Here is a 25,670-nt window from a genome sequence, read left to right on the forward strand (position 1 = left end):
TTCAGATGTGCCACCCTTCAGATGTGCCATACTTTCAAAGTATGGCACATCTCTGTTACCTCAAAGTGCGGCACATCTCTTTTATAGTTCTGTGCGTTTAAGCCGGTTTCGCGGTCTCACGAAATCGAGCGGATATTTGTAAAAATATTTCCATAAGATGCGTACAAAACCGGGATAATCTTTTAACCGTATACCGCGTGAACGTACTGCTACAAAAAAGGCAAGTGAAAAGCTCACCAGGAAGTTCAGGAACCCGATACCCAAAACGCCCATAAATACATTGGCAAGGTACCGGTAGTTAATATGATCCCACCCTACTCCATAGGCCCCCAGTGAAATATTGGCTGCTGAAATGGTAATGTGCCTGATATCGAAAGGTATACCAAATATTTTACCCGCGATGCCGGCAAAGCCAAGAAAAAATCCCAATGAGATATTGCCGGCAAGGCTGCCGCCGTTCCGGTTTACATAATCGGATATCCGCTGCAGCCTGTTTTGCGAAAGCGATAAACGCAGGATGGGATGCTCGGTAAGGCGTTTGCCAATACGGCCATAGTTTATTTTATTCTGTACATAACCGGCGATGATACCGCTCAGGAAAAGAAAAAAACCGGTATTGCAGGCGTATAAAAGAGAAAGGCTTTGCCAGGGATGCTGGTCCTGCAACAACTGAACAGCCTCTTCGCCCTGTACCAGTGAATGCCCGAATACCCAATCATACAACCACGCCAGCAGCCAGGTACCCGGGAACACAATGATCAGGTTCCCGATAAAGGACGCGATCTGGCTGCGGCTCACTTTCGAAACCGTAACCGCCAGGTTGTACAGGTTAGGCGGTTCATCGCTTTTGCGGGCGTCTAACGAACTGGCTACAGCGCTGGCCGTAAATGCCGGCTGTTTGGTGGCCAGGGTCGATTTGGTTTCTTCAATGGCTACAAACCCCAGGCTGTAATTGACGCTGTAAACAAAACCGCTCCAGAATGGCGCCAGGTGCAGCAGTGTCAACAGGTTTTTAAAAACGGCCACAAAACAAACGATCAAACCGCCCCACATGGCGCTCCAGATCATTTGAAAGTATTCAAACGGTGAAGCCGTAATATATTTATTGCCTTTTTTGCCTTTGTGTTCGGCGATCTGGTAAGCGAGGTAATTGGTGGTTTGCGACAAAAATTCCCTGATACTGTTCTTCCGGTTCTCATTACGTACTACCGTAATGAACAGGTTGGCGAAACGGCTCAGGTTGATCTTTTCATCGGCATCGGCAATATCGAGAAGCAGGTACATGCGGTTCAGCTTCTGCTCTATCTGAAACAAAATAAAGGTTTGCGATAAACTGGTTCCTTTATCGGCTGTTTCATTGCGAATTTGCTGAACCAGCCCGGCGCACTGCTCCAGTACAGCCATTAATTCTTTTACCAGCTCGCGTACCGCTTCGGGATGTTTATTGTGCCGCAACACCATTTCTTTTATCTGGTATACCAGGTGTTGTTGTACTGCAAACGGATAATTGGGCGGTTGCCATTGCTGCGGTATATGTTGGCTGATCTCATTTTCCCAACCCAAATGCGTTACCCGCGCGCTTAATATTTGTAATGACAGCACCGATTGTTTTATGATCGCCGGCTCGTTCCCTGAAAATGAAAGTCCGATCTGTTCAAAGAAGTGCACCCATTTCCCGCGGCCTATCTGTTCTACCCATTCATAATCGTTATGCTTAAAAAAAATGCGGTTCAACAGGTATAAAAAGTCGTTCGGGTCCTGCGCTGCCGGTAAGAACTTATGTTTAAGGCGTGCATACAGCTCCCGGCCCGCACCCCGCGAAACCGTGATCCCGCTTTCGGTAAGCATGGGTACCAGGTTGCTGTTGATCAACTGCGCCATAATGGCCACACGCAGGTTGTTCAATACCGAGGGATGCTGGTGCATAAACCGGATGGCTTCTGCAAATTTTTTATTGGCCTTTTCCAACTCAGGCAGGTTGGGGCGGATCATAGCAATAAACGCCACCAGGTAATTCAATGCTTCTTCCCGGTCCTTTATTGATACGGAACGCCCTTTTTCAAGGAAGTCTTTTACGAGATTAATTTTTTTCTTTCTTCGTATCATTTGTCATTTGCGTGATATAGGCAATGCGGTCGTGAATCGGCAATCGGCAATCGTGAAACGGCAACCCCCGACTTCATCGGGGCCGGCTGTGAAAGGGTTGTCGAATTTCGGGACTTACTCCATTTCAACATTCGACATTGGATATTCAACATTCAATATTTTTGTATTCCCTTTTTTCATTTCTCTGTTCTTCATTTTTCATTTCACTGCACCCATTCTCCTTTTATCATTACTTTGTCGATCAAATTCGACCCAAACGCGTACGGCAAATATGCCAGCGACGGCACGGGTTGGGTTAGAATAATACTGGCTTTTTTGCCAATGGAAATACTACCCAGTTCATCGGCGCATTCCATGGCCCAGGCCCCGTTGAGCGTAGCGGCATTGATGGCCTCTTCAGGTAACATTTTCATTTGAATACAGCTCATATTCACTACCAGGTTCATATTGCCGCTGGGCGATGAACCGGGATTGTAATCAGATGCCAGCGCAATGGCGCAGCCCGCATCTATAAGAGCGCGTGCCGGTTGAAAGGGCATGCGTAAAAAAAAGGCCGCCGTTGGCAGCAACGTGCCAATGGTTGACGAACCAGCCAGTGTGCTTATTGCATCTTCATCCATCGTTTCAAGATGGTCAACGCTGATTGCGCCTGCAGCAACGCCGGCCTGCACCCCGCCCGATAAATTAAGCTGGTTGGCATGGATCTTTGGTTTTAAGCCATGCTGTATGCCGGCCCTGCAGATGGTTTCCGTTTCCGCTGCGGAAAAGAAACCCGTTTCGCAAAAAACGTCGATATAATCGGCCAGTTTTTCCCGCGCAATAACGGGTAACATTTCCTGTATAATAAGATCGATATACGCCTGGTGATTGTCTTTATACTCCACCGGATAGGTATGCGCGCCAAGGAACGTAGCCCTGATGGTAAGCGGCGATCTTTCACGCAGTTTCTTTATCACCCGCAGCATTTTCAGCTCTCCGGCTACGGTCAATCCATAACCGCTCTTGATCTCTATTGCGCCGGTTCCCAGCCTGCTCAATGCGGTGAGCCGTTCCCAGGCCATGTTGAACAGTTCATCTTCCGTTGCATCGTTCAATTTGCGGGCAGAATTAAGGATGCCGCCGCCCTTGGCGGCGATCTCGGCATAACTAAGGCCCTTTAATTTATCGATGAATTCATTTTCCCTGCTGGCGGCAAATACAATGTGGGTGTGACTGTCGCACCAGGCGGGTAATACCAGTTTACCGGTGGCGTCGATTGTATCGGCCGGGAGTGAACGGTTGATCGACGGAAGCTGTTCCATAGGTCCATAGGCGGCTATGGTGTCGTCTTCAATAAGTAAAAATGCGTTATCTATACATGGAAGGAGGGCAAGTTCTTTTCCTCGCAGTACAGGCCATTGTTCCCGTACGTTAACGAGTTGTTTTACATTGGTGAGCAGTAATCGGGCCATTGAGTGAAGATACTGAATTTGAAAACCCGGGTATTAATAATAACGAACGATTACCCTGATTTTTCAAATTGCCGGTAAAAATAAGTCCGGAAGAAAGGGCACCTGCTATGCGCTTCTTCCGGACTTTCTCCGTCGGACATTTTATCTTTAATTACGTTCCAGCGTACTGTTGTTTATTGACCAACGGTAACATCAGCTTTCTTAATAATTGTAATACTTTTTGCTGTGAGAAAACGGTGTATTGGGCAGAGGTTGAGCCATTGCTTACTTTTATGCTATAGGCGCGTTCGCCCAGTGCTTTGAACATATCCTCATCGGTTGTATCATCGCCCATACACAACACAAAATCAGGTTGCAGGTCGTTCACGATCTTGAGGGCCATAATGCCTTTATCAAAACCCGACATGCGCACTTCCACCACTTTGTTTCCATCTACCACCTGCAGCATGGTATTTTGCAACAGCTGCGAAAGGTTGTTGATCAGTTCCCTCGACCGGGTAAAACCGAGATCAGGGTGTGTGTTGCGGTAGTGCCAGGCCAGCGTATTCGTTTTTTCTTCTATAAATGAGCCTACGCAATGGGTAACGAACAACTGCATAATGGGCCGGATCTCGTTCTTCCATTGATCGGGGATCGAAACGGCTTGTTGCCATTGTTCATTTTTGGGTTTGAAGCTGGCGCCATGTTCCGCTACCAGCATCAATGGCAGATCGCCCAGCCATTTCTCGAGGGTTTCCGCCTCGCGGCCGCTGATAATAACCACATTGTTTCCGGGGTCGGCCGTTAAACTGGCCAACAATGCCCGCAGCTCATCATCGGGTGTTGCATCCTTGGGTAATTTCGCATACGGAACCAGGGTGCCATCATAGTCGAGCAGCAGGCAGCGGCTTTTGGCCATCTGGTAATGCAAATGAATTTGTGATCCCGTTCTTTCATCGAGCACTTTCACCTGTTGTTTTTCCTGTTCTACTTTTACATTCGATAACTGGTCGAGAAAATCACTTACCCATTTGATCACATCATAATCTGACAACCGTTGTTGCATCAGCGCCATCCGGTGCTGCTGTTCTTCCTGCGGCATGGTCAATGCCTTGTTTATGGCATTGGAAACTTCAACAATATCGGTCGGGTTCACCAGCAGCGCCTCATTGAGCTCATTGGCTGCGCCGGCAAGTTCACTCAGGATCAAAACGCCTATCCGTGCTGAACAACTGGCTACATATTCTTTGGCAACCAGGTTCATTCCATCGCGTAACGGAGTGATCAATGCCACATCGGCTGCTTTGTATAAAGCGGCCAGCTCATTGAACGGAAGATGGGTGTACCTGTAAATAATGGGTTGCCAGGTAATGGTAGAAATTTTACCGTTGATGGTGCCTATTTTTTGCTCTATCTGTTGTTTACGGTCGTTGTATGCCTGTATATCGTCGCGCGAAGGCACAATGTTCAGGATGAACACCACTTTTTCGCGCCATTCGGGATACTGCTCCAGGAAATATTCAAATGCATTCAGCCGGTCCATCAGCCCTTTTGTATAATCGAGCCTGTCGACCGAGAAGATGATCTTTTTGCCTTCGAAATTATTCCTGATGTCTTTATAGTGTTGTTTCGTTTCAGGATCGTCGCAGGCAGTATTGAACTTTTTATAATCGATACTGATCGGGAACAGGTCGGCTTTCACCAGCCTGTCCTGGTATTGCATGTTATGAAAATTACTGTCAACGCCAAGGATCATTTTAACCGATTGCAAAAAGTGCTGTGCATAATCGTGCGTATGGAAGCCCACAAGGTCACTGCCAAGCACGCCTTTCAGTAAGGATGATTTCCATTCCGCCGGTAACATTCTGAACAATTCGTATGAAGGGAATGGGATATGTAAAAAGAAACCAACGGTGATATCGGGATTATCGGTGCGCAGCATTTCGGGTAACATCATCAGTTGATAATCGTGTACCCATACAGTATCGTCGGGCTGAAGTAACGGTTTCAGTTTATCGGCAAAGGCCCTGTTCACTTTTACATAGGCATCGTAATAGTGGGCCTGGTATTCGACGAGACTGGGAAAATAATGGAATAAAGGCCATAAAAGCGAATTTGAAAAACCGTTATAATAGTCCTTGTATAACAGTTTGTTCAGGAATAAAGGAATAACCTCGAAATCTCTGCCTTCGAGTTTTTCAGCTACTACTGTCCATTCATTTTGGGGAAAATCTGCCACACCAAGCCACAATTTTTCGGTAAAGCCCCTGTTTTTTGAACTCTCACTTTCAAAGTAACTTTTTATTGCAGATACCAACCCGCCGGAGCTTTGCCTAAGTGTAAGTTGATCTCCTTCACGGTCAATGGAAAATGGTAGCCTGTTAGATATAATGATCAATCGTCCCATAAAAATTACAGTAAACCAGTTAATAAAGAGTCTGTTTTGGCACGCCGGCCTAATCAGTCATTTGTCGCTGGGCTGTTATTAAAGAAATTATAATGCCAATAAGGGAGAATTGTTGAAGGGGCTGGCGTATTTAAAGAGATTGTAATGTGGATTTAATGTGAGATTAAGGAGGGGTTAATGTTCACAGTTCATAGTTCACAGTTCATAGTTCACAGTTCATAGTTCACAGTTCATAGTTCACAGTTCATAGTTCACAGTTCATAGTTCACAGTTCATAGTTCACAGTTCATAGTTCACAGTTCATAGTTCACAGTTCATAGTTCACAGTTCATAGTTCACAGTTCATAGTTCACAGTTCATAGTTCACAGTTCATAGTTCACAGTTCATAGTTCACAGTTCATAGTTCACAGTTCATAGTTCACAGTTCATAGTTCACAGTTCATAGTTCACAGTTCATAGTTCACAGTTCATAGTTCACAGTTCATAGTTCACAGTTCATAGTTCACAGTTCATAGTTCACAGTTCATAGTTCACAGTTCATAGTTCACAGTTCATAGTTCACAGTTCATAGTTCACAGTTCGTAGCTTATAGTTTAGGGGTTGGGCTGGGTTTAAAAAGAAAAGGAGACAAAGCGTTTCCACTTCATCTCCCTTTAATGTTGTATGTTCTTAGTGCCTATTTAAAATTCAATTTCATCCGTTGGCGATAAAGCTCTCGTACTACTCCCCGTTGGTTATAAGGGTTTGTAACCAGGAAAAACAAATACAATGGTTCAGTAACTTCTGACATCTTCAATGTTTTTTCCTTAACAGGGAAGTATACCTGTTCAATAGTTCTTGTAGCGGTAACAGTATTTGCATCTACTGTTTTGATATCTCTGTCGAACCGGTATTCGTTGTTGGCTTTATTATAAAGCCAGAACGCCCAGTTGTCAGAGTTAATGGCAATTTGCTTGTTGGTGTTAAAGTTCTCTTCCTTTAAAATTTTGTAGGGAATGTCTTGCAGGTCGGGTAAAGAGGTTTTGTCACCGACTTTATAAATAGCGTCGGTAAAATCGGCGTTTACGAAAACACCATCATAGGCATTAACATCAAAAGTAAATTCAACAGCGAAGGGGGCTTTCTTTAAATCATATTCTCCGTTCACCGGAGTTACGGCGGCACCGTTTTGAATAATTTTCAGGCTTACTTTAGCTTGGGAAAAAGCGGTGCTGGCTACTAAGGCAAAAAAGAACAAGGAAATGGTTGTTTTCATAATTCGGATTTTTCATACATGTTTATCTTCATACCTGCTACAACGTACAGATCAAAAAGATATTTTGTCATCGTATAAATACCATTTTTTTTCCGGCGGGGTCGGTGGTATCCGCAACAAAATAGAAAAATATTTTTATCTGTGAAACCGTTTTTTTAAATCAAGGTCAAATTTATTTGAAGTTTCTTTGGCAACGTCATATCCCGCATCGGCATGTCGTATAACTCCCATCCCGGGGTCGTTCCTTAAAACCCGCGCCAGTCGCGCAGCAGCATCTTCTGTTCCATCTGCTACGATCACCATGCCCGCATGAATGCTATACCCCATTCCTACTCCGCCGCCATGATGTAAACTTACCCAGCTGGCGCCGCCGGCGGTATTAACGAGGGCATTTAAGATAGGCCAGTCGGCCACTGCATCGCTGCCATCCATCATTGATTCCGTTTCGCGGTTGGGTGATGCAACCGATCCGGTATCGAGGTGGTCGCGGCCGATTACGATCGGCGCTTTAACTTTTCCTGTTCGTACCAGTTCATTGAATGCAAGCCCGGCTTTTTCTCTTTCGCCCTGCCCCAGCCAGCAAATGCGTGCGGGCAGTCCCTGGAAGGCGATCTTTTCTTTAGCCAGTTTAAGCCAGCGCTGCAATGATGTATTTTCAGGGAACATATTGCCAATGACTTCGTCGGTTATCGCAATGTCGTGCGGATCGCCGCTCAATGCCGCCCAGCGGAACGGGCCTTTTCCTTCGCAGAACAATGGCCTGATATACGCCGGAACAAAACCCGGGAAATCAAAAGCATTTTGCAATCCTTTTTCCTGCGCCCTTGCGCGAATGTTATTTCCGTAATCAAATGTAATGGCGCCTTTTTGCTGTAACGCAAGCATCAATTGTACATGACGGTACATGCTGTTGTAGGCATAGGCAATGTATTGATCGGGATCCTGCCCGCGCAATACTTTTGCCTGTTCGTAAGAGATCTCATGCGGCCAGTAACCGATCAGCGGATCGTGTGCCGAGGTTTGATCGGTCAACGTGTCGGGAACAATATTTCTTTCAATGAGGCGTTCCAGCAGCGTTACCGCATTGCACAACACGCCTATCGATAGTATTTCCCCGTTTTCTTTTGCCCTGATCGAACGATCAATTGCCGCATCGATATCTGTTATTTTTACGTCGAGGTATTTTGTTTCTATGCGTTTATCTATCCGCCATTCTTCTACCTCTGCAATAAGGGCAACGCCTTCATTCATGGTAATGGCCAGGGGCTGTGCGCCACCCATACCGCCTAAACCGGCGGTTACATTCAAGGTGCCTTTCAGTGAACCGCCAAAATGTTTGGCTGCCGCTGCTGCATAGGTTTCATACGTGCCCTGCACAATTCCCTGGCTGCCGATATAGATCCATGAACCGGCAGTCATTTGCCCGTACATCATCAGCCCTTTTCTTTCCAGTTCATCGAAGTGTTGCCAGGTAGCCCATTTGGGAACGAGTTGTGAATTGGAGATGAGCACGCGCGGTGCATTCACATGCGTTTGCAATATGCCAACGGGTTTACCGCTTTGGATCAGCAGGGTTTCATTATCGTTTAGGTCTTTCAGCGATTTGATAATGAGGTCAAGCGCTTCGAAATTGCGGGCTACTTTTCCGCGGCCGCCATATACGATAAGTTCATCGGGCCTTTCTGCCACAGCCGGGTCGAGATTGTTCAGCAGCATGCGTAATGCGGCTTCCTGGATCCAGCCTTTGCAGTTGAGTTGTGAACCGGTTGGTGTTTTGTATTTGGCGGCGTCGTATTGTGAAATGGTTGTATTACTCATATCTGTTTCGATGTGGGCTTTGTTTCAATTCAAATATCTCAGGAAATGATATCGTGTTAACTCCTCAGGGTCTCTTTTTTTATCCTTGTTTTCCATATACAGGTGTTTTACTAAAGTTACCAAAAACTTTATAGCTATATCCCAAACACCTCAAATCCTTCATTTAAATTGATCTTTTTCAACTTCGACAATTCATTACAATGTTCCACAAACGAAAAATCACTGATGATCCTTTTTATTTTATCAATGTCATCAGCAAATATTCTGTCCTCTTCTGCAAAACTTACAAACTCCCGCACATAATCATGGGCCGACTCGAGAATTTCACTGCTCCTGAATGGTCTTCTGAACTCGATGGCCTGGCAGGCGCTCAATAACTCGATGGCTAAAATATATTCCAGGTTGTCTATCACCTGGTTCAGTTTTCGCCCGCTGATGCTGCCCATACTTACGTGATCTTCCTGCCCCAGTGAAGTGGGAATACTATCGGCGCTTGCCGGAAAACAAAGGGTCTTGTTCTCCGTTACCAATGCTGCCGTTGTATATTGCGGTATCATAAAACCGCTGTTCAATCCCACATCTTTCATCAGCAACATGGGCAGTCCCCATTTGCCTTCCAGTAACAGGTAACAACGCCGGTCGGAGATATTACCTGCTTCTGCCGCTGCAATACAGGCGTAGTCTAACGGCAATGCCAATGGCTGCCCGTGAAAATTGCCGCCGCTGATGGTATCGTCGGCACTAAGAATGATGGGATTGTCGGTTACCGAATTCAGTTCGGTTTCGGTGAGTTGTTTCAAATGCAACCAGGCATTGCGGCTGGCGCCATGCACCTGCGGCATACAGCGTAAACTATAGGGGTCCTGCACGCGGCCGCAATCGATATGGCTTTGCATTATTTCACTCTCATGTAAGATCAGCCGCAGCCGTTGCGCTACCAGTTCATTGCCTGCGAATGGCCGTAACCGGTGCAGGCGTTCATCAAAGGGCGCTTTGGTGCCGGTCAATGCTTCCAGGCTCATGGCCCCAATGATATCGGCCGCTTCGAGACAGTAATGCAACCGTTGCACCGCTTTTACCGCAAAGGCCAGGATGAACTGGGTGCCGTTTATCAATGCCAGCCCCTCTTTGGGGCCCAGTTGAATGGGCGACAAATTGAACCGTTGTAATATTTCCTGCGATCGGTATCGTCCGCCTTTGTAAAACACTTCGCCCAATCCTATCAGGGGCAGGAACAAGTGCGCCAGCGGCGCCAGATCGCCGGAAGCGCCCACACTCCCCTTTTCAGGTACAACGGGAATAACATCTTCTTCAATATGCCACAATATGCGTTGAAGCGTGGTGAGCTGTGCGCCCGAATAACCGCGTGCCAGGGCATGCACTTTGGTAATAAGCATGAGTTTCGCAATTTCAGTGCCTATGGGTTCGCCCACCCCTACGCTGTGGCTTTGCAGGATCTTATGTTGTAAAATGCGGGTATCTTCTTCCGACACGGGTTTGTTGGCCAGCACCCCAAAACCGGTATTCACCCCATACACCGTTCTGTTGTTCACAACAATTTCCTGTACATGCTGCTGGCTTTTCTGAATATTGGCAACGGCTTCTTTATTCAACACGCCTTTTTGTTTACCGGCGGCTATGGCCAGGGCGGTTCCAATAGTTAAATGGCCGATGCCGTAATTGAATTCCTGTTGCATACTATTTTATTGTTGATGCAAAACATGTTGCACCCGGTTAAAGACTGATTCGTTTTGTAAACCCTGTTCAATTTCACCAATGGCGGTTAAAATGTTCCTGCTGTGTTTTCCTTCCTGCACCAATTCTTCCATGGCCTGTTGCAGGGCATCCCATACCGGCTGCACCTGTTGTTGCAGTTTTTTTCCCTTTGCGGTGAACGCAACTACCTTTTTGCGGGCGTCGTCGCTGGCGGTGCTGGTTTTTGTAAGGCCTTTTTGCTGCAGGCTGCTCAACAGCTGGCTAACGGCCGAGTGCGAAATGCCCAATTCACCGGAGATGTCTTTGATGGAAACCGTTTCCTGCCGCGATAAAATATAAAACACCGGGAACCAGGCCGCGTCGAACGAAAGCTCATGCGATGCATAGATCTTGTTCACATCGGCAAGAAATGCTTCGCTCAGCCGCCGTAAACGGCTTCCGAAAACCAGGAAACCGAGAGATTCGTAAAAGCTCATAAAAATATATAAGTACTTATACAAATGTACAAATCCTCTCAATAAATCAAAATATAAATCAGAATGCGTTTGAGTAAACGGGCTAAACCATTTTTGTTGTAATTTTCAAGCTTCGTCATATTACGGGTATTTAGTAATCTTTAATGTGATCGGAATAACCGGAAACAATATCTTTAAAGCGAAAACCAAACTTCGTCCGCAGAGCCCTGCTACCGGCGCCGATGTTAAGGCTGCCGAAGAGCGAGTGCGGACAGTTCTTTTTAAAAATTTAACCTGAATATGAAAGCTGCATTGCGCGCCCAACTTTCTGTAATGATGTTCCTCGAGTTTTTCATCTGGGGTTCGTGGTATACGACCATTGGTGTTTTTATGAAGAATCACGATATGGCCGACCTCACCCACTGGCCTTATACGGTGAACCCTATTGCAGCTATTGTTGCCCCGTTTTTTGTGGGGCTGATAGCCGACCGCTATTTCGCCACACAAAAAGTGTTGGGCACCCTGCATATTTTAGGCGCCGTATTTATGTTCCTTACGCCTTCTGCAACGGGTAACTCAACCCTGTTTATTCTGTTACTGCTGGCCTATAACCTATGTTATATGCCAACCATGAGTCTCGCCAACACCATTTGTTTTCATAAAATGACCGACCAGGAAAAAGAGTTCCCGTTGATCCGTGTTTTTGGCACCGTGGGTTGGATCGTGGCCGGTTTGATCATCAGTTTTGTGTTGAGCAAATTTGTTACGGACGACTTAAAACCCGAACAAACTTCGATGCCGTTGTATATGACCGCCGGCGCCAGCCTGTTGCTGGGACTTTTCAGTTTTACATTACCCAATACGCCGCCGCCTGCTGCCGGCAGAAAAGTTTCGGCCGCCAGTATCATCGGGGTAGATGCGTTCAAACAACTGATGAGCCCTTCATTTATGATCTTCCTCATCAGCTCATTCCTGATCTGTATTCCGCTGGCCGCTTATTATAATTACACCCAGTTATACATGGAGGGTTTGCAGTTTAAGAATATTGCCGCCACACAAACGGTTGGACAGGTTTCCGAAACCCTGTTCATGGTGCTGATACCTTTCTTTTTTGTACGGCTTGGTGTTAAAAAAATGCTGGCGGTAGGTATGCTGGCCTGGGTAATACGGTATGCGCTGTTTGCGCTGGCTGCACCCGACCAGGTTACGTTTATGGTGCTGTTAGGAATAGCCCTGCATGGCATCTGTTACGATTTCTTCTTCGTAACCGGGCAGATCTACGTTGACAAAAAAGCCAATCCGCTCATCAGGGCGCAGGCGCAGGGGCTCATTGTGTTTGTGACCTATGGTGTGGGTATGCTGGTGGGCGCCCAGATAGCCGGTAAAGTATACAACTCATTTTTAGATGGCTCAGAAGCGCTTTCCTTACAACAATGGCAAAATTTCTGGTGGCTGCCCGCCGGTTTTGCTGCTTTTGTATTGTTGTTCTTTATGGTAACGTTTAAAGAAAAGAAAGAAAGTTCCAGGCAATTAGATAAGGAATTTGTTAGTTAGAATTAATACGCAAGGCAAAGGCAACAAGGCATAGAGGCAACGGGCGCCCGATAGCGGGAGGCTGCATTTTCTTATGAGTGTAGGGTGGAGACAACAACAAACCACAAACAACAAACCACAAACTAATAATATGGCAAAGATCGCAATGTTAGGTTCAGGCTTTATTGGCCGGTTTTATGCCGACTCTCTTCAGGGCTACAGAAGCCGCGATAAGATCGTAAGTATTTATTCGCGCCGTACTGAAAGCGCAAAGAAGTTTGCCGAAGATTACAACGTACCGCATTTTACTACCAATATGGAGGAAGCCATTGCGCATCCTGATGTAGACATCGTTTGTATTTCGCTGCCCAATAACCTGCACGAAGCGGCGGTAATGCTTTGCTGTATTCACCGCAAGGCGGTAATGACCACCAAACCGCTTGGCCGTAATGCCGAAGAAGCAAAACGTATGTTGCAGGCCGTTGAACAGGCCGGTATTTTCAATGGCTATCTCGAAGACCTCGTGTATACGCCCAAATTCATAAAGGCCCTGGAAAGCGTAAAGGCCGGGGCGCTCGGCCGCATTTTATGGGCCAAGTCAAGGGAAACACACCCCGGCCCTCACAGCGACTGGTTCTGGGATATGGAACAGGCCGGCGGCGGTTGTATTCTCGACCTCGGCTGCCATTGCGTTGAAATAACCCGCAGCTATATAGGAAAAGACATAAAACCGGTAGAAGTGATGTGCTGGGCCGATACCCAGGTAAAACCCATCGATGCCGAAGACCATGCCATCGGGCTGGTAAAATATGAGAACGGCGCTATCGGCCAGTTTGAAGTAAGCTGGACCTTCCGCGGCGGCCTCGACCTGCGCGATGAGGTTATGGGCTCCGAAGGCACCATCTGGATCAACAGTTTTTTACGTACCGGTTTCGAAATGTTCACCAGCGGCAAAGGGGCCGATTATGTGGCCGAAAAAGCCGAAAGCAACACCGGTTGGCTGTTCCCGGTAGGCGACGAGCTCAATGAACTGGGGTACAACCACATGTTCATGGACATGTTCAATGCCCTGGATGCCGGCCGCGAGCCCAAAGAAACCTTTTACGATGGGTATGTGGTGAATTGTATCCTCGATGCCGCTTACCGTTCGGCCAAAAGCAAACTGTGGGAACCGGTGCAGCTCGATATCTGGCGCGGTAAAACGGGTGTTACAAAAGATAGCCATCTTACCGAATACGATGCCGACCATTATCTCGTTAAAGAAGAGGTGATCCATTACGGCGCCAAAAAAGTGATCATAAAACACAAAAAAACCGGCAAGATCACCGAAAAGGTACTGGAATAGTTGTGACGAAATAAACCCCGCGGATTTTTTCCCGGAAAGCAGCGAATTCCGCTATTTTTGCGGTCCAATAATTAAACCCACGAACATGAAAAGGCAATTTGTAGCAATAGTTGTAATATTTACCATAGGTCTGCTGGCAAACGCACTCCAGGCAGATGCACAAAACAAGATCGGTTACATAAGCTTGCAGGAGCTGGTTAGCGCCATGCCCGAATACAAAAAAGCCCAGCTCGATATGCAGGAATACCAGAAAGCGCTGGTTCAGCAGGGAAATGATTACCAACAGGCGTTTATGGCAGATCAGAAAAAGTTTGTAGAAGACTCTATAAAAATGACGCAGGCGGTAAAAGAAGTAAAGCGCAAAGCATTGAATGAACTATATTTAAAATGGACCAACTTCGTTAACCAGGAAGCGCAGCAAATGATGAACCAGCACGAACAGGAACTGCTGGCTCCTATTCAGGAAAAAGCGGTTAACACTTCACAGGCTGTAGCCAAAGAGAACGGGTACGCGTATATTCTGCCTAAAGAGCAATTGATCGCTTTCCCCGCCGCCGACGATATTTTACCGCTGGTTTTCAAAAAACTGAACATTTCACCAGCTAAAGATGCACCGGCAACAGCTGCACCGAAGGCCGGTGGTAAATAGTAATATGACTGCTCCTGTTTTAAAGACAGGCAAACTCAATATAAGTTACTGAGGTAAGAGGCAGGAAGTAAGAAGTACGGGGGATTCCCGTATTTCTTATTTCCTGCTTTTTTATTTTGTACCCCGCCATTTAGCACGCGTTTCAAATATCAGGACCTTCTTGTCTGGTGCAGGGTGCCGGGCGATTTCTTCCTCTATCAACTGTATCACCTCAATCAACCTTTCAACTATTGATCAGATTGTTGAACAGAGGCAAACCTTGTCAACCCGTCAACAAGTCAACCCGTCAACTTACTTCAACCCCATGTCGGCTATAATGCCCTGTATCCGCTTATCCAGCTCCCCATGCACCTGAATGCCATCAAATTCGGCAGAATTTTTAATGGTGGTATTTACGCTGAAATAGAACTTGATCTTTGGCTCGGTACCGCTTGGGCGGGCTGAGATCTTGCTGCCATCGGCGAGGATGAACTGCAGTACGTTCGATACGGGCAGTTTGATCTCCCATTCTTCGCCCGTTTGCAGGTTCTTACCTTTACGGAACTCATAATCGAGCAACTGTACAACCGGCGAGCCGTTAACGGTCACTGGCGGATTGTTGCGGTAACCATCCATCATGTCGGCGATTTCCTTCTGGCCGTTCATGCCTTTTTTAGTGATGGAGATCAGGTGCTCTTTATAATAGCCGTACTGAACGTACAGATCGATCAGCTTTTCAAACAGCGTTCTGCCTTTGTCTTTTTCGTAGGCTGCCATTTCGCAAAGCAGGGCAACGGCGGAAACCGCGTCTTTGTCGCGCAGTTTGCTACCTATCATCAGCCCATAACTTTCTTCACCGCCCACGATATAATTTTCGCCGGCTTCTTTTTCCTTGATCAGTTCTGCGATCCATTTGAAACCGGTAAGCACATTGTAACATTTTACGTTGTTGTCGGCGGCAATGCGGTCGATCATATCCGTTGTTACTATGGTCTTGCACACAAAATCGTTCTTTTGGGCAATGCCTTTGGCTTTGCGGGCCTCGATGATATAGTTGAAGGCCAGTACGGCGGTTTGGTTACCATTCATTAACACCCAGTTGCCCTGTTTGTCCTTGATGGCAATACCAACGCGGTCGGCATCGGGATCGGTACCCAGTAAAATATCGGCATCCAGTTCTTTGGCTTTCTTCAGGCCAATGCTCATGGCTTCGCTTTCCTCGGGGTTGGGATAAACAACCGTAGGGAAATTTCCATCGGGTTTTGCCTGTTCTTCCACTATGTGCACATTGGCAAAACCAAATCGTTGCAATACCTGTGGCACCAGCATAATACCGGTACCGTGTATGGGCGTATATACAATTTTCAGATCGCGCTGGCGGGTAATCACTTCGGGATACACGCTCAGGTCCTTTACCATTTCAATATAGGCTTCATCGAGTTCCTTACCGATGATAGCGATATTGGCTTCGCCCCCGCTCCATTTCACTTCATCTACCGAGGCGATCTTTTCCACTTCTTTAATGACATTTTTGTCGTGCGGCGGCACCAGTTGTCCGCCATCGTTCCAATATGCTTTATATCCGTTATATTCTTTGGGATTATGTGATGCCGTACATACAACACCACCCTGGCAACCCAGGTGCCTGATGGCAAAACTGAGCTCGGGAGTTGGGCGCAATGCTTCAAATAAAAATACTTTGATGCCGTTGGCGGCCATTACATTGGCAGTGATCTCGGCAAACTGACGGCTGTTGTTACGGCTGTCGTGCGCAATGGCAACCCGTACAATGCCTCCGGGATAGGTTTGATTGAGATAGTTGGCAAAACCCTGGGTGGCCATACCTACCGTATATTTGTTTATGCGGTTGGTGCCAATGCCCATAATACCACGTAAACCACCGGTGCCAAATTCCAGGTTGCGGTAAAACGCATCGGCCAGTTCGGTGGGATTCTCTTTTTCAAGCCTGGCTATTTCCTGTTTGGCGGCTTCTTCGTAATTTCCGTTTACCCAAACTTGTACGCGCTGCTTAATTGCATCATCCATAGTGCTCAATTTGATGTTAGTATTGAAGGTTTGAAGTTATATAATTTTATGATTGAACAATTGGTTTATTGGCTAAACGTTAGTGTGTGGATTCGGATGAAACGGGGTATTTTTAATAAAAACCGGTTCATTGGATCGCTTTAACACAAATTGCTACTGGTGTCTGATAACTATCAAAAAATATACCCTCCCATTGTAAAGGCAGTTCTCACGATTCTGCTGGCCATTTGTTTTCATCATAATATGAAAGCGCAGGAGGCAATCGTGGGTCGTGAAACGGCAAACGGCAAACGTGAAACGGCACCCGGTATTCCAGGTTGTCGCCTGAATGCAGCTCGGGTGGGTTACCGGTTGCCGGTTACCGGTTACCAGGGCCAAAATGCAGGCATGCCGTATAGCAATAAGACTTTCATTGATTCGGGCGCCGGTAACCTGCCACCAAATAAGCGCGTGTGGCTCATTGCAGGGGCACATGTAACGGCCTGGACGGCTTCCTATATCGCGCTGAATAAAGCCTGGTACGATGGTTTCGCGAAAAGTGATTTCCATTTTTTTAATGACAACCACGAATGGAACCAGATGGATAAAGCCGGACATATCTGGACGGCCTACCGGGTGAGCAGGTTGTCGGCCGGGTTATGGAAATGGGCCGGACTGAACGGGCGTAAAAGTGCCGTGCTTGGCGGTATAAGCGGACTGGCATACCAAAGCATTATTGAAATTCAGGATGGTTTCAGCAGCGAGTGGGGATTTAGCTGGGGCGATATGGCTGCCAATTTCCTTGGCGCCGCCACCTTTGTTTCGCAGGAACTGGGCTGGCGCGAACAGCGGTTCCAGTTTAAACTAAGCTACTGGGCCTATGATTATAATTCGCCCGACCTGAAAAACCGCCGTAACCAGTTGTTTGGCGCAAGCCTTCCTGAGCGGTTACTGAAAGATTATAATTCGCAAACCTACTGGCTCAGCGCCAACATAGCGTCCTTTCTGAAAAACTCAAAATGGCCTTCCTGGCTCAATATGGCAGTGGGATATAGCAGCAATGGCATGTTGGGCGGTTTTGGCAATCAGTGGACCGATAAACAGGGCAATATTTTCGATCGCGCCGATATACACCGCGAGCGGCATTTTTTACTTTCACCCGATATCGATCTTACAAAGATCCACTCGGGCAAAAAATGGGTGCGCACCCTGTTATCGATAGCTAATATGGTGAAAATACCTGCTCCTGCAATAGGGTTAGGTTCGAAGGGTAAGTTGAAGGCTTATGCGTTATATTATTAAAAAGCCAGTTATTCATTATTCAGTTGTTCAGTTGAACTCAAAACTCAAAACTCAGAACTGAATAACTGAATAACGCTGAAATAGCAACATATATGTCCTAAACCAGCCATCGATCTCCAACACCTCTATTCTAAGTAAGCTCCCGTTACCACATCCCCTTCCACTTCAACAAAAATATGCTCCTGCAGGGTGGTATTTACCGACAGCCCTACGTAATCGGTTTTCACCGGGTATGCTTTGTGCGTGCGTTCGACAAGCGCCAGCGTTTGAATTTTTTTAGGCAGATAGGCCAGGAACGGTTTGATGGCATACAGCATGGTGCGGCCGCTGTTGGCTACATCGTCAACTACGATGATCACCTTATCGGTAAAATCGGTTTCACCGCTCAGTTTTATGTCGTGGGGCGATTTTTTATCGAGGGCGATATCGATATTCCAGATCACGATGTCGCTTTTTATAGAGCATAACAGCTTTTCAATATTACGGGCAATGACGCTGCCGTTTTCACGAATGCCGGCCAGGATGATCTGCTTTTCGTCGATATTGTTCTCTATGATCTCGTATGCGATCCGTTGTAATTTCCGGGCTACTGAATCCTTATCGAGGATATAATTACGCGCCATGCTTTTATTTTGGCCCAAAACTATATAAAAGTTATGTTTTTACATGATTGTTTCGAATTCTTTCCAAAGACGGGCATTAAAGTCATAGATGCCTGGTAACCTGCACCCGGTAACTGGTAACGATTCGCCAACTTGTCAACTTTTAAACTATCTTAGCCCTATGTCATATATACCACAAATACTATTCATCATCATTTCGGCTGCGGCCATTTGGTTTTTTAGTAAAAAGATAATGACTATACGCCGTAATATCCTGTTGGGTAAAGACGCCGATTTCAGCGACCGCAGGGGCGAACGGTGGAAAAACGTTTTGCTGCTGGCGTTCGGACAAAAAAAGATGTTCCGCAACCCGCTTGTGGCGGTGCTGCACTTTTTTGTTTATGCCGGTTTTGTCATCATCAATATTGAAGTGCTGGAGATCCTCATCGATGGTATATTCGGCACACATCGGATTTTTTCGCGGTATGGCGGTGTTATATATCCGTACCTGATCAATGCATTTGAATTCCTGGCTGTAACTGTATTGCTGGGTTGTTTGATCTTTCTGATAAGAAGGAATATCGTAAAAGTAAAGCGCCTTGCGAGCCCCGATCTGAACGGCTGGCCGCGCAGCGATGCCAATTACATTCTCATTACAGAAATCGTGCTGATGTCGCTGTTCCTTACCATGAATGCCGCAGATACCATTCTGCAGCAACGCGGGTATGGCCATTATGGCGAGAACAGTACCGGCAACTTTTTCTTTTCTTCCCTGCTGCATCCGTTACTAAACGGGTTAAGCGATAATGCGCTGGTTGGGGTAGAACGTTTCTGCTGGTGGCTGCATATCCTCGGCATTTTTGCTTTCCTCAATTACCTGCCTTTTTCGAAACACCTGCATATTTTGCTGGCATTCCCGAATGCTTATTATACAAGGCTGCAACCAATGGGCAAAATGAACAATATGACCTCCATTCAAAATGAAGTGTTGTATGCCATGCAGCCCGAACTGGTGCCGACAGATGGCGGCACCAATGCCACGCCGCCCGACAAATTTGGCGCCAAGGAGGCAACCGACCTCAGCTGGCGCAACCTGCTCGATGCCTATTCCTGTACGGAATGCGGCCGCTGCAGTGCCGCTTGTCCGGCCACTATCACCGGTAAAAAACTATCACCGCGCAAGATCATGATGGATACCCGCGATCGTATTGAAGATATGGGTAAGAATATCGATATGAACGGCGAGTATAAAGAGGATGGAAAAACACTGCTGCACGATTATATTTCCATAGAAGAACTGCGCGCCTGCACAACCTGTAACAGTTGCGTGCAGGAATGCCCGGTAAGTATCAGTCCGCTCGAGATCATTCTCGAATTGCGCCGCTCACTGATCATGGAAGAAAGCAATGCCCCGCAGGAGTGGAACGCCATGTTCAGTAATGTGGAGAATAACTTCGCGCCCTGGAAATTTAGTCCGGATGACAGGGATAAATGGGTTCAGGAAATGAGCTGATTGGTTAATGTGATAATTTGATAATGTGCTAATATGCTAATGGAAAGCCAGGTGCTGCATCATGTACTACCTGGCTTTTTAATTTGAGGCAGAAGCTGTATTCATTAGCACATTAGCTGATTAGCACATTTACATCCTAAAATATCAATTGCTAATTCTTCCGCTCATCTTTCCTGCAAAAACAAAAGCCACACTTCAAAAAGTGCGGCTTTAAACAAACACTATTATTCTGTGACTAAGAAACCTGTTTAATTATCCCGGCCCTGTATTTCATTATCACATTATCGAATTATCACATTAGCCTAAGGTAGCTGTACATTGAAAACAGTATTGCTGATAGTTACCGTGGCTTTGTTATCGCAGCCGGTATTGCCATAATCCAATATACGGGTAAGGCGGCCGGCGGGGGTTACTTCCAGTTTACCGCTTTCAAACCAGTAACAATTCATTTTACGCACCAGCGCCTGCGTAATGCTGATGGTATATGCATCGCCAGTTGCGGTAGTGCCATTGGCCGAACCGGTGATCGAATAGGTATCATCGAGAATGTTCAGCGGCGTGGAAGCGCCGGCAACCCATTCGCGCTCACGGGTGCTTTTCCAGAGAATGGTGCCGCCGTTATTTGCTTTTACGATAGAACCGTCTACTTCAATTTTATACACCAGGTGCTGGGCTGCATTGTAGCCCATGTTAGTGGTTTTGTGCGTACCTTTTATCTGGTTATCGTTTACAAAGTAGTTATCGAAAGTGATATTTATAACGGTGCCCTGATCGCGGTATTTACCGGTCCAGGTGGCGAGAATTTTACCGCGGCGGTTGCGGCCATCGGCGCCTTTACAATTGGTGGTGCCGAAATCAATTACCAGGGTGCGATTGGTGCTTGCCGAATCGATAGTTACGGTAGTGCATCCGCCAAGAACATCTTCTACCCGGGCGCCCGGTTCATTGGTAGCCTGCCTGAACGAGAAGCTGGTACCCAAACTTATCGATGCGTCTACCATGGTATTTACATCGTTATAATTCGATTCTGCCAGGGAGTTGTCCTGCGCAGGGGCTGTATCATTATCTGCATCTTTGGTATCTTTTTTACACGCTGTAAATGAGAGGGCGATAAGGCAACAGGCCATGATGCCGGGGAAAATGGATTTTCTTGTTTGCATGGGGTTTAGTTTATTATGCGGTATCAGACCATGAACCGTGTGACTGGTTTAAAACGTATGCAGGTTATTTTTGGTGTGTTGGTTGGAGATTAAATAATTGTGTTTTATAAGAGGCTGGTTTGTAAGTTATTGAGTTGTTCAGTTGTAAGTTAACTTTTCCAGGGGCGCGGCAGCGCCCTTGAGCTGTTTCCATTAATAGCGAGCCCCGAACTGAATAACTGAATAACTGAACAACTATGAACTGTGAACTATGAACTATGAACTATTTCTTCCTAACGATCTTCCATGCCATAATGATGGCGGTGACCGCAAACACACTGCCTATGATCCCGCTGATAACTCCCTGATTGGCGTTGAGGCGGTTTACAATGAGTTGTCCGCCGAAAATAAAGACCGAGTTGCCAAGGAAGGTGCCAAGTCCTATTCCGGCGATATAGGTGTTGTAATGATCGTTGCGGGGCAATAACAGCTTTTTATTGAACAGGGCCGAGCTCCAGCCAAACCAGAAAGGGATCTGTGCCGGATTGATGGCACTCATGGCCATCCCCAGCAGGAAACGGTGTATCGTATGGGAAAGAATAACGTTCTTTTCTGTATGCGGACTGGCGGCTGCTATAAAGCTCCCCGCGGCCAATGCGGCAATGATCAGCACGGTAAACCATTGCAGCAAGCGGAACAGTCGTTGCTGCCGCTGCACCCAGTCCATAGCTACCAGTGAAAGACGTACGTAAATGATCTCCACCAGCAAAGCGCCCAGCGAAAAGTACAGGGCCGGACGAATACCATCGCTTACCGAGATCTGCATGGCGGCAATGTTCAGCGTTCCCAGTGGTAAGGTACCGAGGAAGCTGATACACATTCCTGTTATGAAGATTCTTAGGTACAATTTAAAAACATTGGTGACTATAAGTAACAAATGTGAAAATTCGAAAATGTGCAAATGTGCAAATGCTTCTGTTTCGGCAATCCTTATTAAATCGAAGCTCATGCGCAAGCATCATTGATGTTGTTTTCATTTGCACGTTACCAATTTACTAACTGTAATCCTTGCGTCAGCAATCAATTTGGCCCATGCGAAGCACTCACCCTACTGTATTTAATTTGCACATTTTCACATTTGCTAATTTGCTAATTGTCATTACTCCTTCATCGCCGCCAGCTTCTTCGACCACTCCTTATCTTCCCTGAACATGGCAATGCCTTCCTTCATACTGAGGTATCGGTGCCCTTTTTTATGGTTCATGCGGCTTATTTTGCATAAGATGATCCAGTGCCTGATGATCTCTTTCCAGGCAAAGAAGATCGAGTGTTTCGGATCATAGATATGGGTAGGTTCCGCCCCTGCCCCATTCACTTCAATGATCGAAAAGTTACGGCCTTCTTTCAATGCTTCCCAGGTGTCGAAGCGAATATCGAGCCGGCCAAAATAAAACTCCGGGATCAGTTTACAGATCCTGTCTATAACGCTGTTCAGTTGCGCATCGGCGAGGTGACTGTCATCGACGAATTTCGAACCGCGTGCATGATTGCCGAATGGCGATACGATGAGTTTTTCCCCTTCGGCCAAAACGCGGTTCAACCCGTTGCCATGTATTTTTTGCAGGCTTCCCAAATACATGAGGGCGCGTTTACTTTGTTGTAATAACTGTAGTATGGAGCGTTTGCCATCGCCGGTCACCGATAAAAACTCTTTGCCTACTATACCGGTGATGACCCCGTTTGGCTGATCGGGATAACGAACATAAAAGATACCGGCCTCGTTTTTCCAGGGAACAAATTCCTGAATATGAAAATCGAGATACGCTTTATGGGTGTAATCGATCACGTCCTGTTCATCGCGCAGCACCTTAACGCCGCGGCCACGGCCGCCGATATTCGGTTTGCCGATCAGCGGAAACTGTAAACCCGCCCGCTGCAGATCGCGCAAGACCATATCGCCATTGGCCGGTATGGAAAAGAAAACGGTTGGCGGATGGTGTTCCGGCGGAATGATGCTGATGATATCTTTTTTGCTTTCGCATAAGAAGCCCCCGTTCTTTATCGATGGATTGGAAGCGGAGAAGAAAAAGAGCGACCGGGCCCGCAGGCATAGCAGGAACCACACCGGGTAAATGCATATATATACTGTGGTAAAGCTCCAGTATTCCCAGTTAAATAATTTAATAAAAAAAGGTCGGTGCAGGATGCGTTGTATGCTATTCATTATCTGCCTGCCAATGATTTATCTACTGTTAATTGTTGGGTAAAAGCAGTATTGTTTTTCAGATCGAGGTAGTGCATTTGCGTCATTTCATCGGTGAGCGCCATCAGCGTAACGCTTACGGTGAAAACCTGTCCGTTCCGGTTCATGCGCAGGTCATTATGGGTGTCGCCATCTCCGGTGAACTGGTGAAAGTGCAGTATATCGTCTGGTGAAGGTTGTTTGTGTTGCAGCAGCCATTTGTTGAACCAGCTTTTTCTTTTTTCCACCACAGGTTCATCGTACAACGTGGCCGACGACCAGATGTGTGGTTCGGTAACCGGCAACGGTTTTATATACTTCTGTGTTCCGGTCCACCGGCATTCAAGCAGCTGGCCGGTATTCCACAGCACGGCGGTAAATGGCTCTATGTTGTCTAATGGTAAATCGCGGAAGGCTGTTTCCATATCGGGGGAATCGATCAGGTAAAGCAGGATCAACCCCCTGCTCCTGCGATAGGGCGGTTCAGGCGTATGGCGTACAAAACCACCGTTCAGGAATACGATGGCGTTTCCATTCTCATGGGCGGCGATCCAGGTGCCGCCTGCATCGCCGTCTTTCGGGAACAACAGGCCGCCTGTTTTGCCTGGGTATACCAACGGCGATAAAGCATTGGAACGCCAGTGCTTTTCATCGCGGTTGGATGTTATGAATATTTTATCCCCTGAAGGAATAAATGTTACTGTGCACATTGTTTACGGTACTTGACGGTAGAAGATGCTACCCCAAAATCATCTGGTAATTGAATATTGGAAATTTCATTGATGCCTACCCGTATGAGGGCCATGTGATGGATGGTATGCTCGAGGTTATAGGCTACCTCGCGAAAATAATTGGTTTCAATGGCAATTGGTTCGGAAGCGTGTTCGTCATAGCTGGCTTCCAGCGTTAACGTTTTGTTGGGCTTGCCCAAACCCCGGTGAATCTCCAGCAACAAGCGACCTGCCAGCTCTTTATCCGATTCAATCAATGTGTCGCGCTTACGTTTTTCATAATTTACTATTCCTGATTCATATCCATTCTCGAGGCATTGAAACAGCTCGATGATGTGTCGTACATGCTGGCCAATCGTATTATTGAACAATGTTGAACACGGCTGGCTGTATTGCAATGACGACAACTGACCGAGCGAGTCAGACAATTGTACAAAGATTGTGTTTACCGCTTGTTGTAATTGCATTGGTCGGTTTTGTTCCTAAAAATAATATTATCTTTTCAATAAAAATTTTCCGTTAGTCGAATTTTACCGTATACCCATCCCTTATACCTTCCTGGCCACCACCTTTAAGAATACTGTCAGCTTATCACTGATCGTATTTCCCCCGCCCACTTTAAAATCTTTCCGGTTTATCGAAAACTCGCCGTTGAATAAATATCCGTCATCCACAGGTTGCGCCGTAAAAGGAAACGCGATGTCTTTTGTGACCCCTTTTATGGTTAGCTTACCGGAAACAAATAATGTTCCGTTCTTTTTTGCACCGGTAACTTTTTGAGATACGAACCTGATCTGCGGGTGGTTTTTAACATCGAAAAAATCCGCGGCGCGCAGGTGGTCATCACGCATATTTACCCCCGTATTTACGGTGTTGGCTTCAATATGCACATCAAAACTGCAGCCATCAGGGTCTTCGGGGCTGAAGCTTATAATGCCCGCCAGGCCGCTAAAAGAGCCGGTTGTATTGAACCCAAGGTTTTTTATTCTGAAGCTAACTTCCGAAGCGGTGTCGACCGGGGCGAAAGTCTGGGCAATTAAATAATTGCCCGGAAACAGTGCTAAAATGATTGGAAGTACATATTTCATATAAAAAACCTTTTAATGCGAAAAGCCCCTGTTCCATCCTTCAATTGTTAAATTTATTAACAAAAAACGGGGAAGATTTTTCCCGAAGGAGTTGGTTGATGTCCGTACTTTTTGGCCTGCGCACTAATTGCACAATACTGATAATGCGGGAATTAGCAATCTGGAATTGGTACCTGGAACCCCTATAGCCTGATCCCTGCCTGCAAAATACTGATATTGCGGGAATTAGGAATAGGTTCCTGGAGCCTTTTTGCCTGCTCACTGTTTGCACAATACTGATAATGCGGGAATCAGGAATTTGAAATTGGTTCCTGAACCTAGCCTGATCCTCGAT

Annotated in this window: 20 protein-coding genes; 5 read left to right on the forward strand and 15 right to left on the reverse strand. The window is 46.5% G+C overall.

Going from position 1 to position 25,670, the window contains the following annotated elements; all coding sequences use genetic code 11:
- Nucleotides 1–81 precede the first annotated feature (81 nt).
- The 7 genes from A4R26_RS14145 to A4R26_RS14175 form a co-directional block, all read right to left on the reverse strand.
- On the reverse strand, nucleotides 82–2,106 hold the full coding sequence (locus A4R26_RS14145; RefSeq protein ID WP_081164408.1) for a site-specific recombinase: 2,025 nt from the start codon (nucleotides 2,104–2,106) through the stop codon (nucleotides 82–84).
- Nucleotides 2,107–2,309: 203 nt separating this feature from the next.
- Nucleotides 2,310–3,557 carry an imidazolonepropionase gene (gene hutI, locus A4R26_RS14150; RefSeq protein WP_081164409.1) on the reverse strand — a complete coding sequence of 416 codons (1,248 nt, stop codon included), beginning with the start codon at nucleotides 3,555–3,557 and terminating at the stop codon, nucleotides 2,310–2,312.
- 151 nt (nucleotides 3,558–3,708) lie between these two features.
- A complete protein-coding gene (locus A4R26_RS14155) occupies nucleotides 3,709–5,943 on the reverse strand; it encodes a bifunctional alpha,alpha-trehalose-phosphate synthase (UDP-forming)/trehalose-phosphatase (protein ID WP_081164410.1) in 2,235 nt (744 codons plus the stop codon).
- A 677-nt stretch (nucleotides 5,944–6,620) separates the two neighbouring features.
- Nucleotides 6,621–7,199 (reverse strand): hypothetical protein, encoded by a 579-nt coding sequence (locus tag A4R26_RS14160; protein WP_081164411.1) that lies wholly within the window; start codon nucleotides 7,197–7,199, stop codon nucleotides 6,621–6,623.
- 135 nt (nucleotides 7,200–7,334) lie between these two features.
- A complete protein-coding gene (hutU, locus tag A4R26_RS14165; RefSeq protein ID WP_081164412.1) occupies nucleotides 7,335–9,017 on the reverse strand; it encodes a urocanate hydratase in 1,683 nt (560 codons plus the stop codon).
- Between the two features lie 134 nt (nucleotides 9,018–9,151).
- A complete protein-coding gene (gene hutH / locus A4R26_RS14170; RefSeq protein WP_081164413.1) occupies nucleotides 9,152–10,714 on the reverse strand; it encodes a histidine ammonia-lyase in 1,563 nt (520 codons plus the stop codon).
- 6 nt (nucleotides 10,715–10,720) lie between these two features.
- The gene (locus tag A4R26_RS14175; protein ID WP_081164440.1) at nucleotides 10,721–11,209 is read right to left on the reverse strand and encodes a MarR family winged helix-turn-helix transcriptional regulator; all 489 of its coding nucleotides are present in this window, start codon (nucleotides 11,207–11,209) and stop codon (nucleotides 10,721–10,723) included.
- 279 nt (nucleotides 11,210–11,488) lie between these two features.
- Here A4R26_RS14175 and A4R26_RS14180 point away from each other — a divergent pair, with 279 nt between their 5' ends.
- The 3 genes from A4R26_RS14180 to A4R26_RS14190 all read left to right on the forward strand — a co-directional run bounded on the left by A4R26_RS14180 (nucleotide 11,489) and on the right by A4R26_RS14190 (nucleotide 14,715).
- On the forward strand, nucleotides 11,489–12,742 hold the full coding sequence (locus A4R26_RS14180) for a nucleoside permease (protein ID WP_081164414.1): 1,254 nt from the start codon (nucleotides 11,489–11,491) through the stop codon (nucleotides 12,740–12,742).
- Between the two features lie 130 nt (nucleotides 12,743–12,872).
- The gene (locus A4R26_RS14185) at nucleotides 12,873–14,066 is read left to right on the forward strand and encodes a Gfo/Idh/MocA family protein (protein WP_081164415.1); all 1,194 of its coding nucleotides are present in this window, start codon (nucleotides 12,873–12,875) and stop codon (nucleotides 14,064–14,066) included.
- Between the two features lie 85 nt (nucleotides 14,067–14,151).
- Nucleotides 14,152–14,715, forward strand: coding sequence for an OmpH/Skp family outer membrane protein (locus tag A4R26_RS14190; protein ID WP_081164416.1), 564 nt, complete (start codon nucleotides 14,152–14,154; stop codon nucleotides 14,713–14,715).
- A gap of 291 nt (nucleotides 14,716–15,006) precedes the next feature.
- Here A4R26_RS14190 and A4R26_RS14195 read toward each other — a convergent pair whose 3' ends face one another.
- On the reverse strand, nucleotides 15,007–16,740 hold the full coding sequence (locus A4R26_RS14195) for a phospho-sugar mutase (RefSeq protein ID WP_081164417.1): 1,734 nt from the start codon (nucleotides 16,738–16,740) through the stop codon (nucleotides 15,007–15,009).
- A 159-nt stretch (nucleotides 16,741–16,899) separates the two neighbouring features.
- On the opposite strand from A4R26_RS14195, the gene A4R26_RS14200 reads away from it, so the two are divergent.
- A complete protein-coding gene (locus A4R26_RS14200) occupies nucleotides 16,900–18,021 on the forward strand; it encodes a DUF2279 domain-containing protein (protein ID WP_081164418.1) in 1,122 nt (373 codons plus the stop codon).
- Between the two features lie 125 nt (nucleotides 18,022–18,146).
- Here A4R26_RS14200 and A4R26_RS14205 read toward each other — a convergent pair whose 3' ends face one another.
- Entirely contained in the window at nucleotides 18,147–18,644 is a 498-nt protein-coding gene (locus tag A4R26_RS14205; protein ID WP_081164419.1) for a phosphoribosyltransferase family protein, read from the reverse strand.
- Between the two features lie 160 nt (nucleotides 18,645–18,804).
- Here A4R26_RS14205 and A4R26_RS14210 point away from each other — a divergent pair, with 160 nt between their 5' ends.
- Nucleotides 18,805–20,136 carry a (Fe-S)-binding protein gene (locus A4R26_RS14210; RefSeq protein WP_081164420.1) on the forward strand — a complete coding sequence of 444 codons (1,332 nt, stop codon included), beginning with the start codon at nucleotides 18,805–18,807 and terminating at the stop codon, nucleotides 20,134–20,136.
- 302 nt (nucleotides 20,137–20,438) lie between these two features.
- Here A4R26_RS14210 and A4R26_RS14215 read toward each other — a convergent pair whose 3' ends face one another.
- From A4R26_RS14215 to A4R26_RS14240, 6 genes are all read right to left on the reverse strand, one after another.
- Nucleotides 20,439–21,296 (reverse strand): hypothetical protein, encoded by an 858-nt coding sequence (locus A4R26_RS14215; RefSeq protein ID WP_081164421.1) that lies wholly within the window; start codon nucleotides 21,294–21,296, stop codon nucleotides 20,439–20,441.
- Between the two features lie 262 nt (nucleotides 21,297–21,558).
- Entirely contained in the window at nucleotides 21,559–22,182 is a 624-nt protein-coding gene (locus tag A4R26_RS14220; protein WP_081164441.1) for a LysE family translocator, read from the reverse strand.
- Between the two features lie 252 nt (nucleotides 22,183–22,434).
- Nucleotides 22,435–23,499 carry an ATP-grasp domain-containing protein gene (locus A4R26_RS14225; RefSeq protein ID WP_081164422.1) on the reverse strand — a complete coding sequence of 355 codons (1,065 nt, stop codon included), beginning with the start codon at nucleotides 23,497–23,499 and terminating at the stop codon, nucleotides 22,435–22,437.
- Nucleotides 23,499–24,227: an NRDE family protein gene (locus A4R26_RS14230; RefSeq protein ID WP_081164423.1), complete on the reverse strand. Its 729-nt coding sequence runs from the start codon at nucleotides 24,225–24,227 to the stop codon at nucleotides 23,499–23,501. The genes A4R26_RS14225 and A4R26_RS14230 overlap by 1 nt, the downstream gene beginning before the upstream one ends.
- A complete protein-coding gene (locus A4R26_RS14235; protein ID WP_081164424.1) occupies nucleotides 24,215–24,715 on the reverse strand; it encodes a hypothetical protein in 501 nt (166 codons plus the stop codon). The genes A4R26_RS14230 and A4R26_RS14235 overlap by 13 nt, the downstream gene beginning before the upstream one ends.
- A gap of 81 nt (nucleotides 24,716–24,796) precedes the next feature.
- The gene (locus A4R26_RS14240) at nucleotides 24,797–25,336 is read right to left on the reverse strand and encodes a YceI family protein (protein WP_081164425.1); all 540 of its coding nucleotides are present in this window, start codon (nucleotides 25,334–25,336) and stop codon (nucleotides 24,797–24,799) included.
- Nucleotides 25,337–25,670 lie beyond the last annotated feature (334 nt).

Origin of the sequence: Niastella populi, assembly GCF_002078015.1 — a bacterium.
Classification (GTDB): Bacteria; Bacteroidota; Bacteroidia; order Chitinophagales; family Chitinophagaceae; genus Niastella; species Niastella populi.

Coding starts and splice junctions, on each gene's coding strand:
- A4R26_RS14205 (WP_081164419.1), bottom strand. CDS start 18,644: ATGGCGCGTAATTATATCCTCGATAAGGATTCAGTAGCCCGGAAATTA.
- hutH (WP_081164413.1), bottom strand. CDS start 10,714: ATGCAACAGGAATTCAATTACGGCATCGGCCATTTAACTATTGGAACC.
- A4R26_RS14160 (WP_081164411.1), bottom strand. CDS start 7,199: ATGAAAACAACCATTTCCTTGTTCTTTTTTGCCTTAGTAGCCAGCACC.
- A4R26_RS14175 (WP_081164440.1), bottom strand. CDS start 11,209: ATGAGCTTTTACGAATCTCTCGGTTTCCTGGTTTTCGGAAGCCGTTTA.
- A4R26_RS14235 (WP_081164424.1), bottom strand. CDS start 24,715: ATGCAATTACAACAAGCGGTAAACACAATCTTTGTACAATTGTCTGAC.
- A4R26_RS14240 (WP_081164425.1), bottom strand. CDS start 25,336: ATGAAATATGTACTTCCAATCATTTTAGCACTGTTTCCGGGCAATTAT.
- hutI (WP_081164409.1), bottom strand. CDS start 3,557: ATGGCCCGATTACTGCTCACCAATGTAAAACAACTCGTTAACGTACGG.
- A4R26_RS14155 (WP_081164410.1), bottom strand. CDS start 5,943: ATGGGACGATTGATCATTATATCTAACAGGCTACCATTTTCCATTGAC.
- A4R26_RS14230 (WP_081164423.1), bottom strand. CDS start 24,227: ATGTGCACAGTAACATTTATTCCTTCAGGGGATAAAATATTCATAACA.
- A4R26_RS14185 (WP_081164415.1), top strand. CDS start 12,873: ATGGCAAAGATCGCAATGTTAGGTTCAGGCTTTATTGGCCGGTTTTAT.
- hutU (WP_081164412.1), bottom strand. CDS start 9,017: ATGAGTAATACAACCATTTCACAATACGACGCCGCCAAATACAAAACA.
- A4R26_RS14210 (WP_081164420.1), top strand. CDS start 18,805: ATGTCATATATACCACAAATACTATTCATCATCATTTCGGCTGCGGCC.
- A4R26_RS14195 (WP_081164417.1), bottom strand. CDS start 16,740: ATGGATGATGCAATTAAGCAGCGCGTACAAGTTTGGGTAAACGGAAAT.
- A4R26_RS14190 (WP_081164416.1), top strand. CDS start 14,152: ATGAAAAGGCAATTTGTAGCAATAGTTGTAATATTTACCATAGGTCTG.
- A4R26_RS14180 (WP_081164414.1), top strand. CDS start 11,489: ATGAAAGCTGCATTGCGCGCCCAACTTTCTGTAATGATGTTCCTCGAG.
- A4R26_RS14145 (WP_081164408.1), bottom strand. CDS start 2,106: ATGATACGAAGAAAGAAAAAAATTAATCTCGTAAAAGACTTCCTTGAA.
- A4R26_RS14215 (WP_081164421.1), bottom strand. CDS start 21,296: ATGCAAACAAGAAAATCCATTTTCCCCGGCATCATGGCCTGTTGCCTT.
- A4R26_RS14225 (WP_081164422.1), bottom strand. CDS start 23,499: ATGAATAGCATACAACGCATCCTGCACCGACCTTTTTTTATTAAATTA.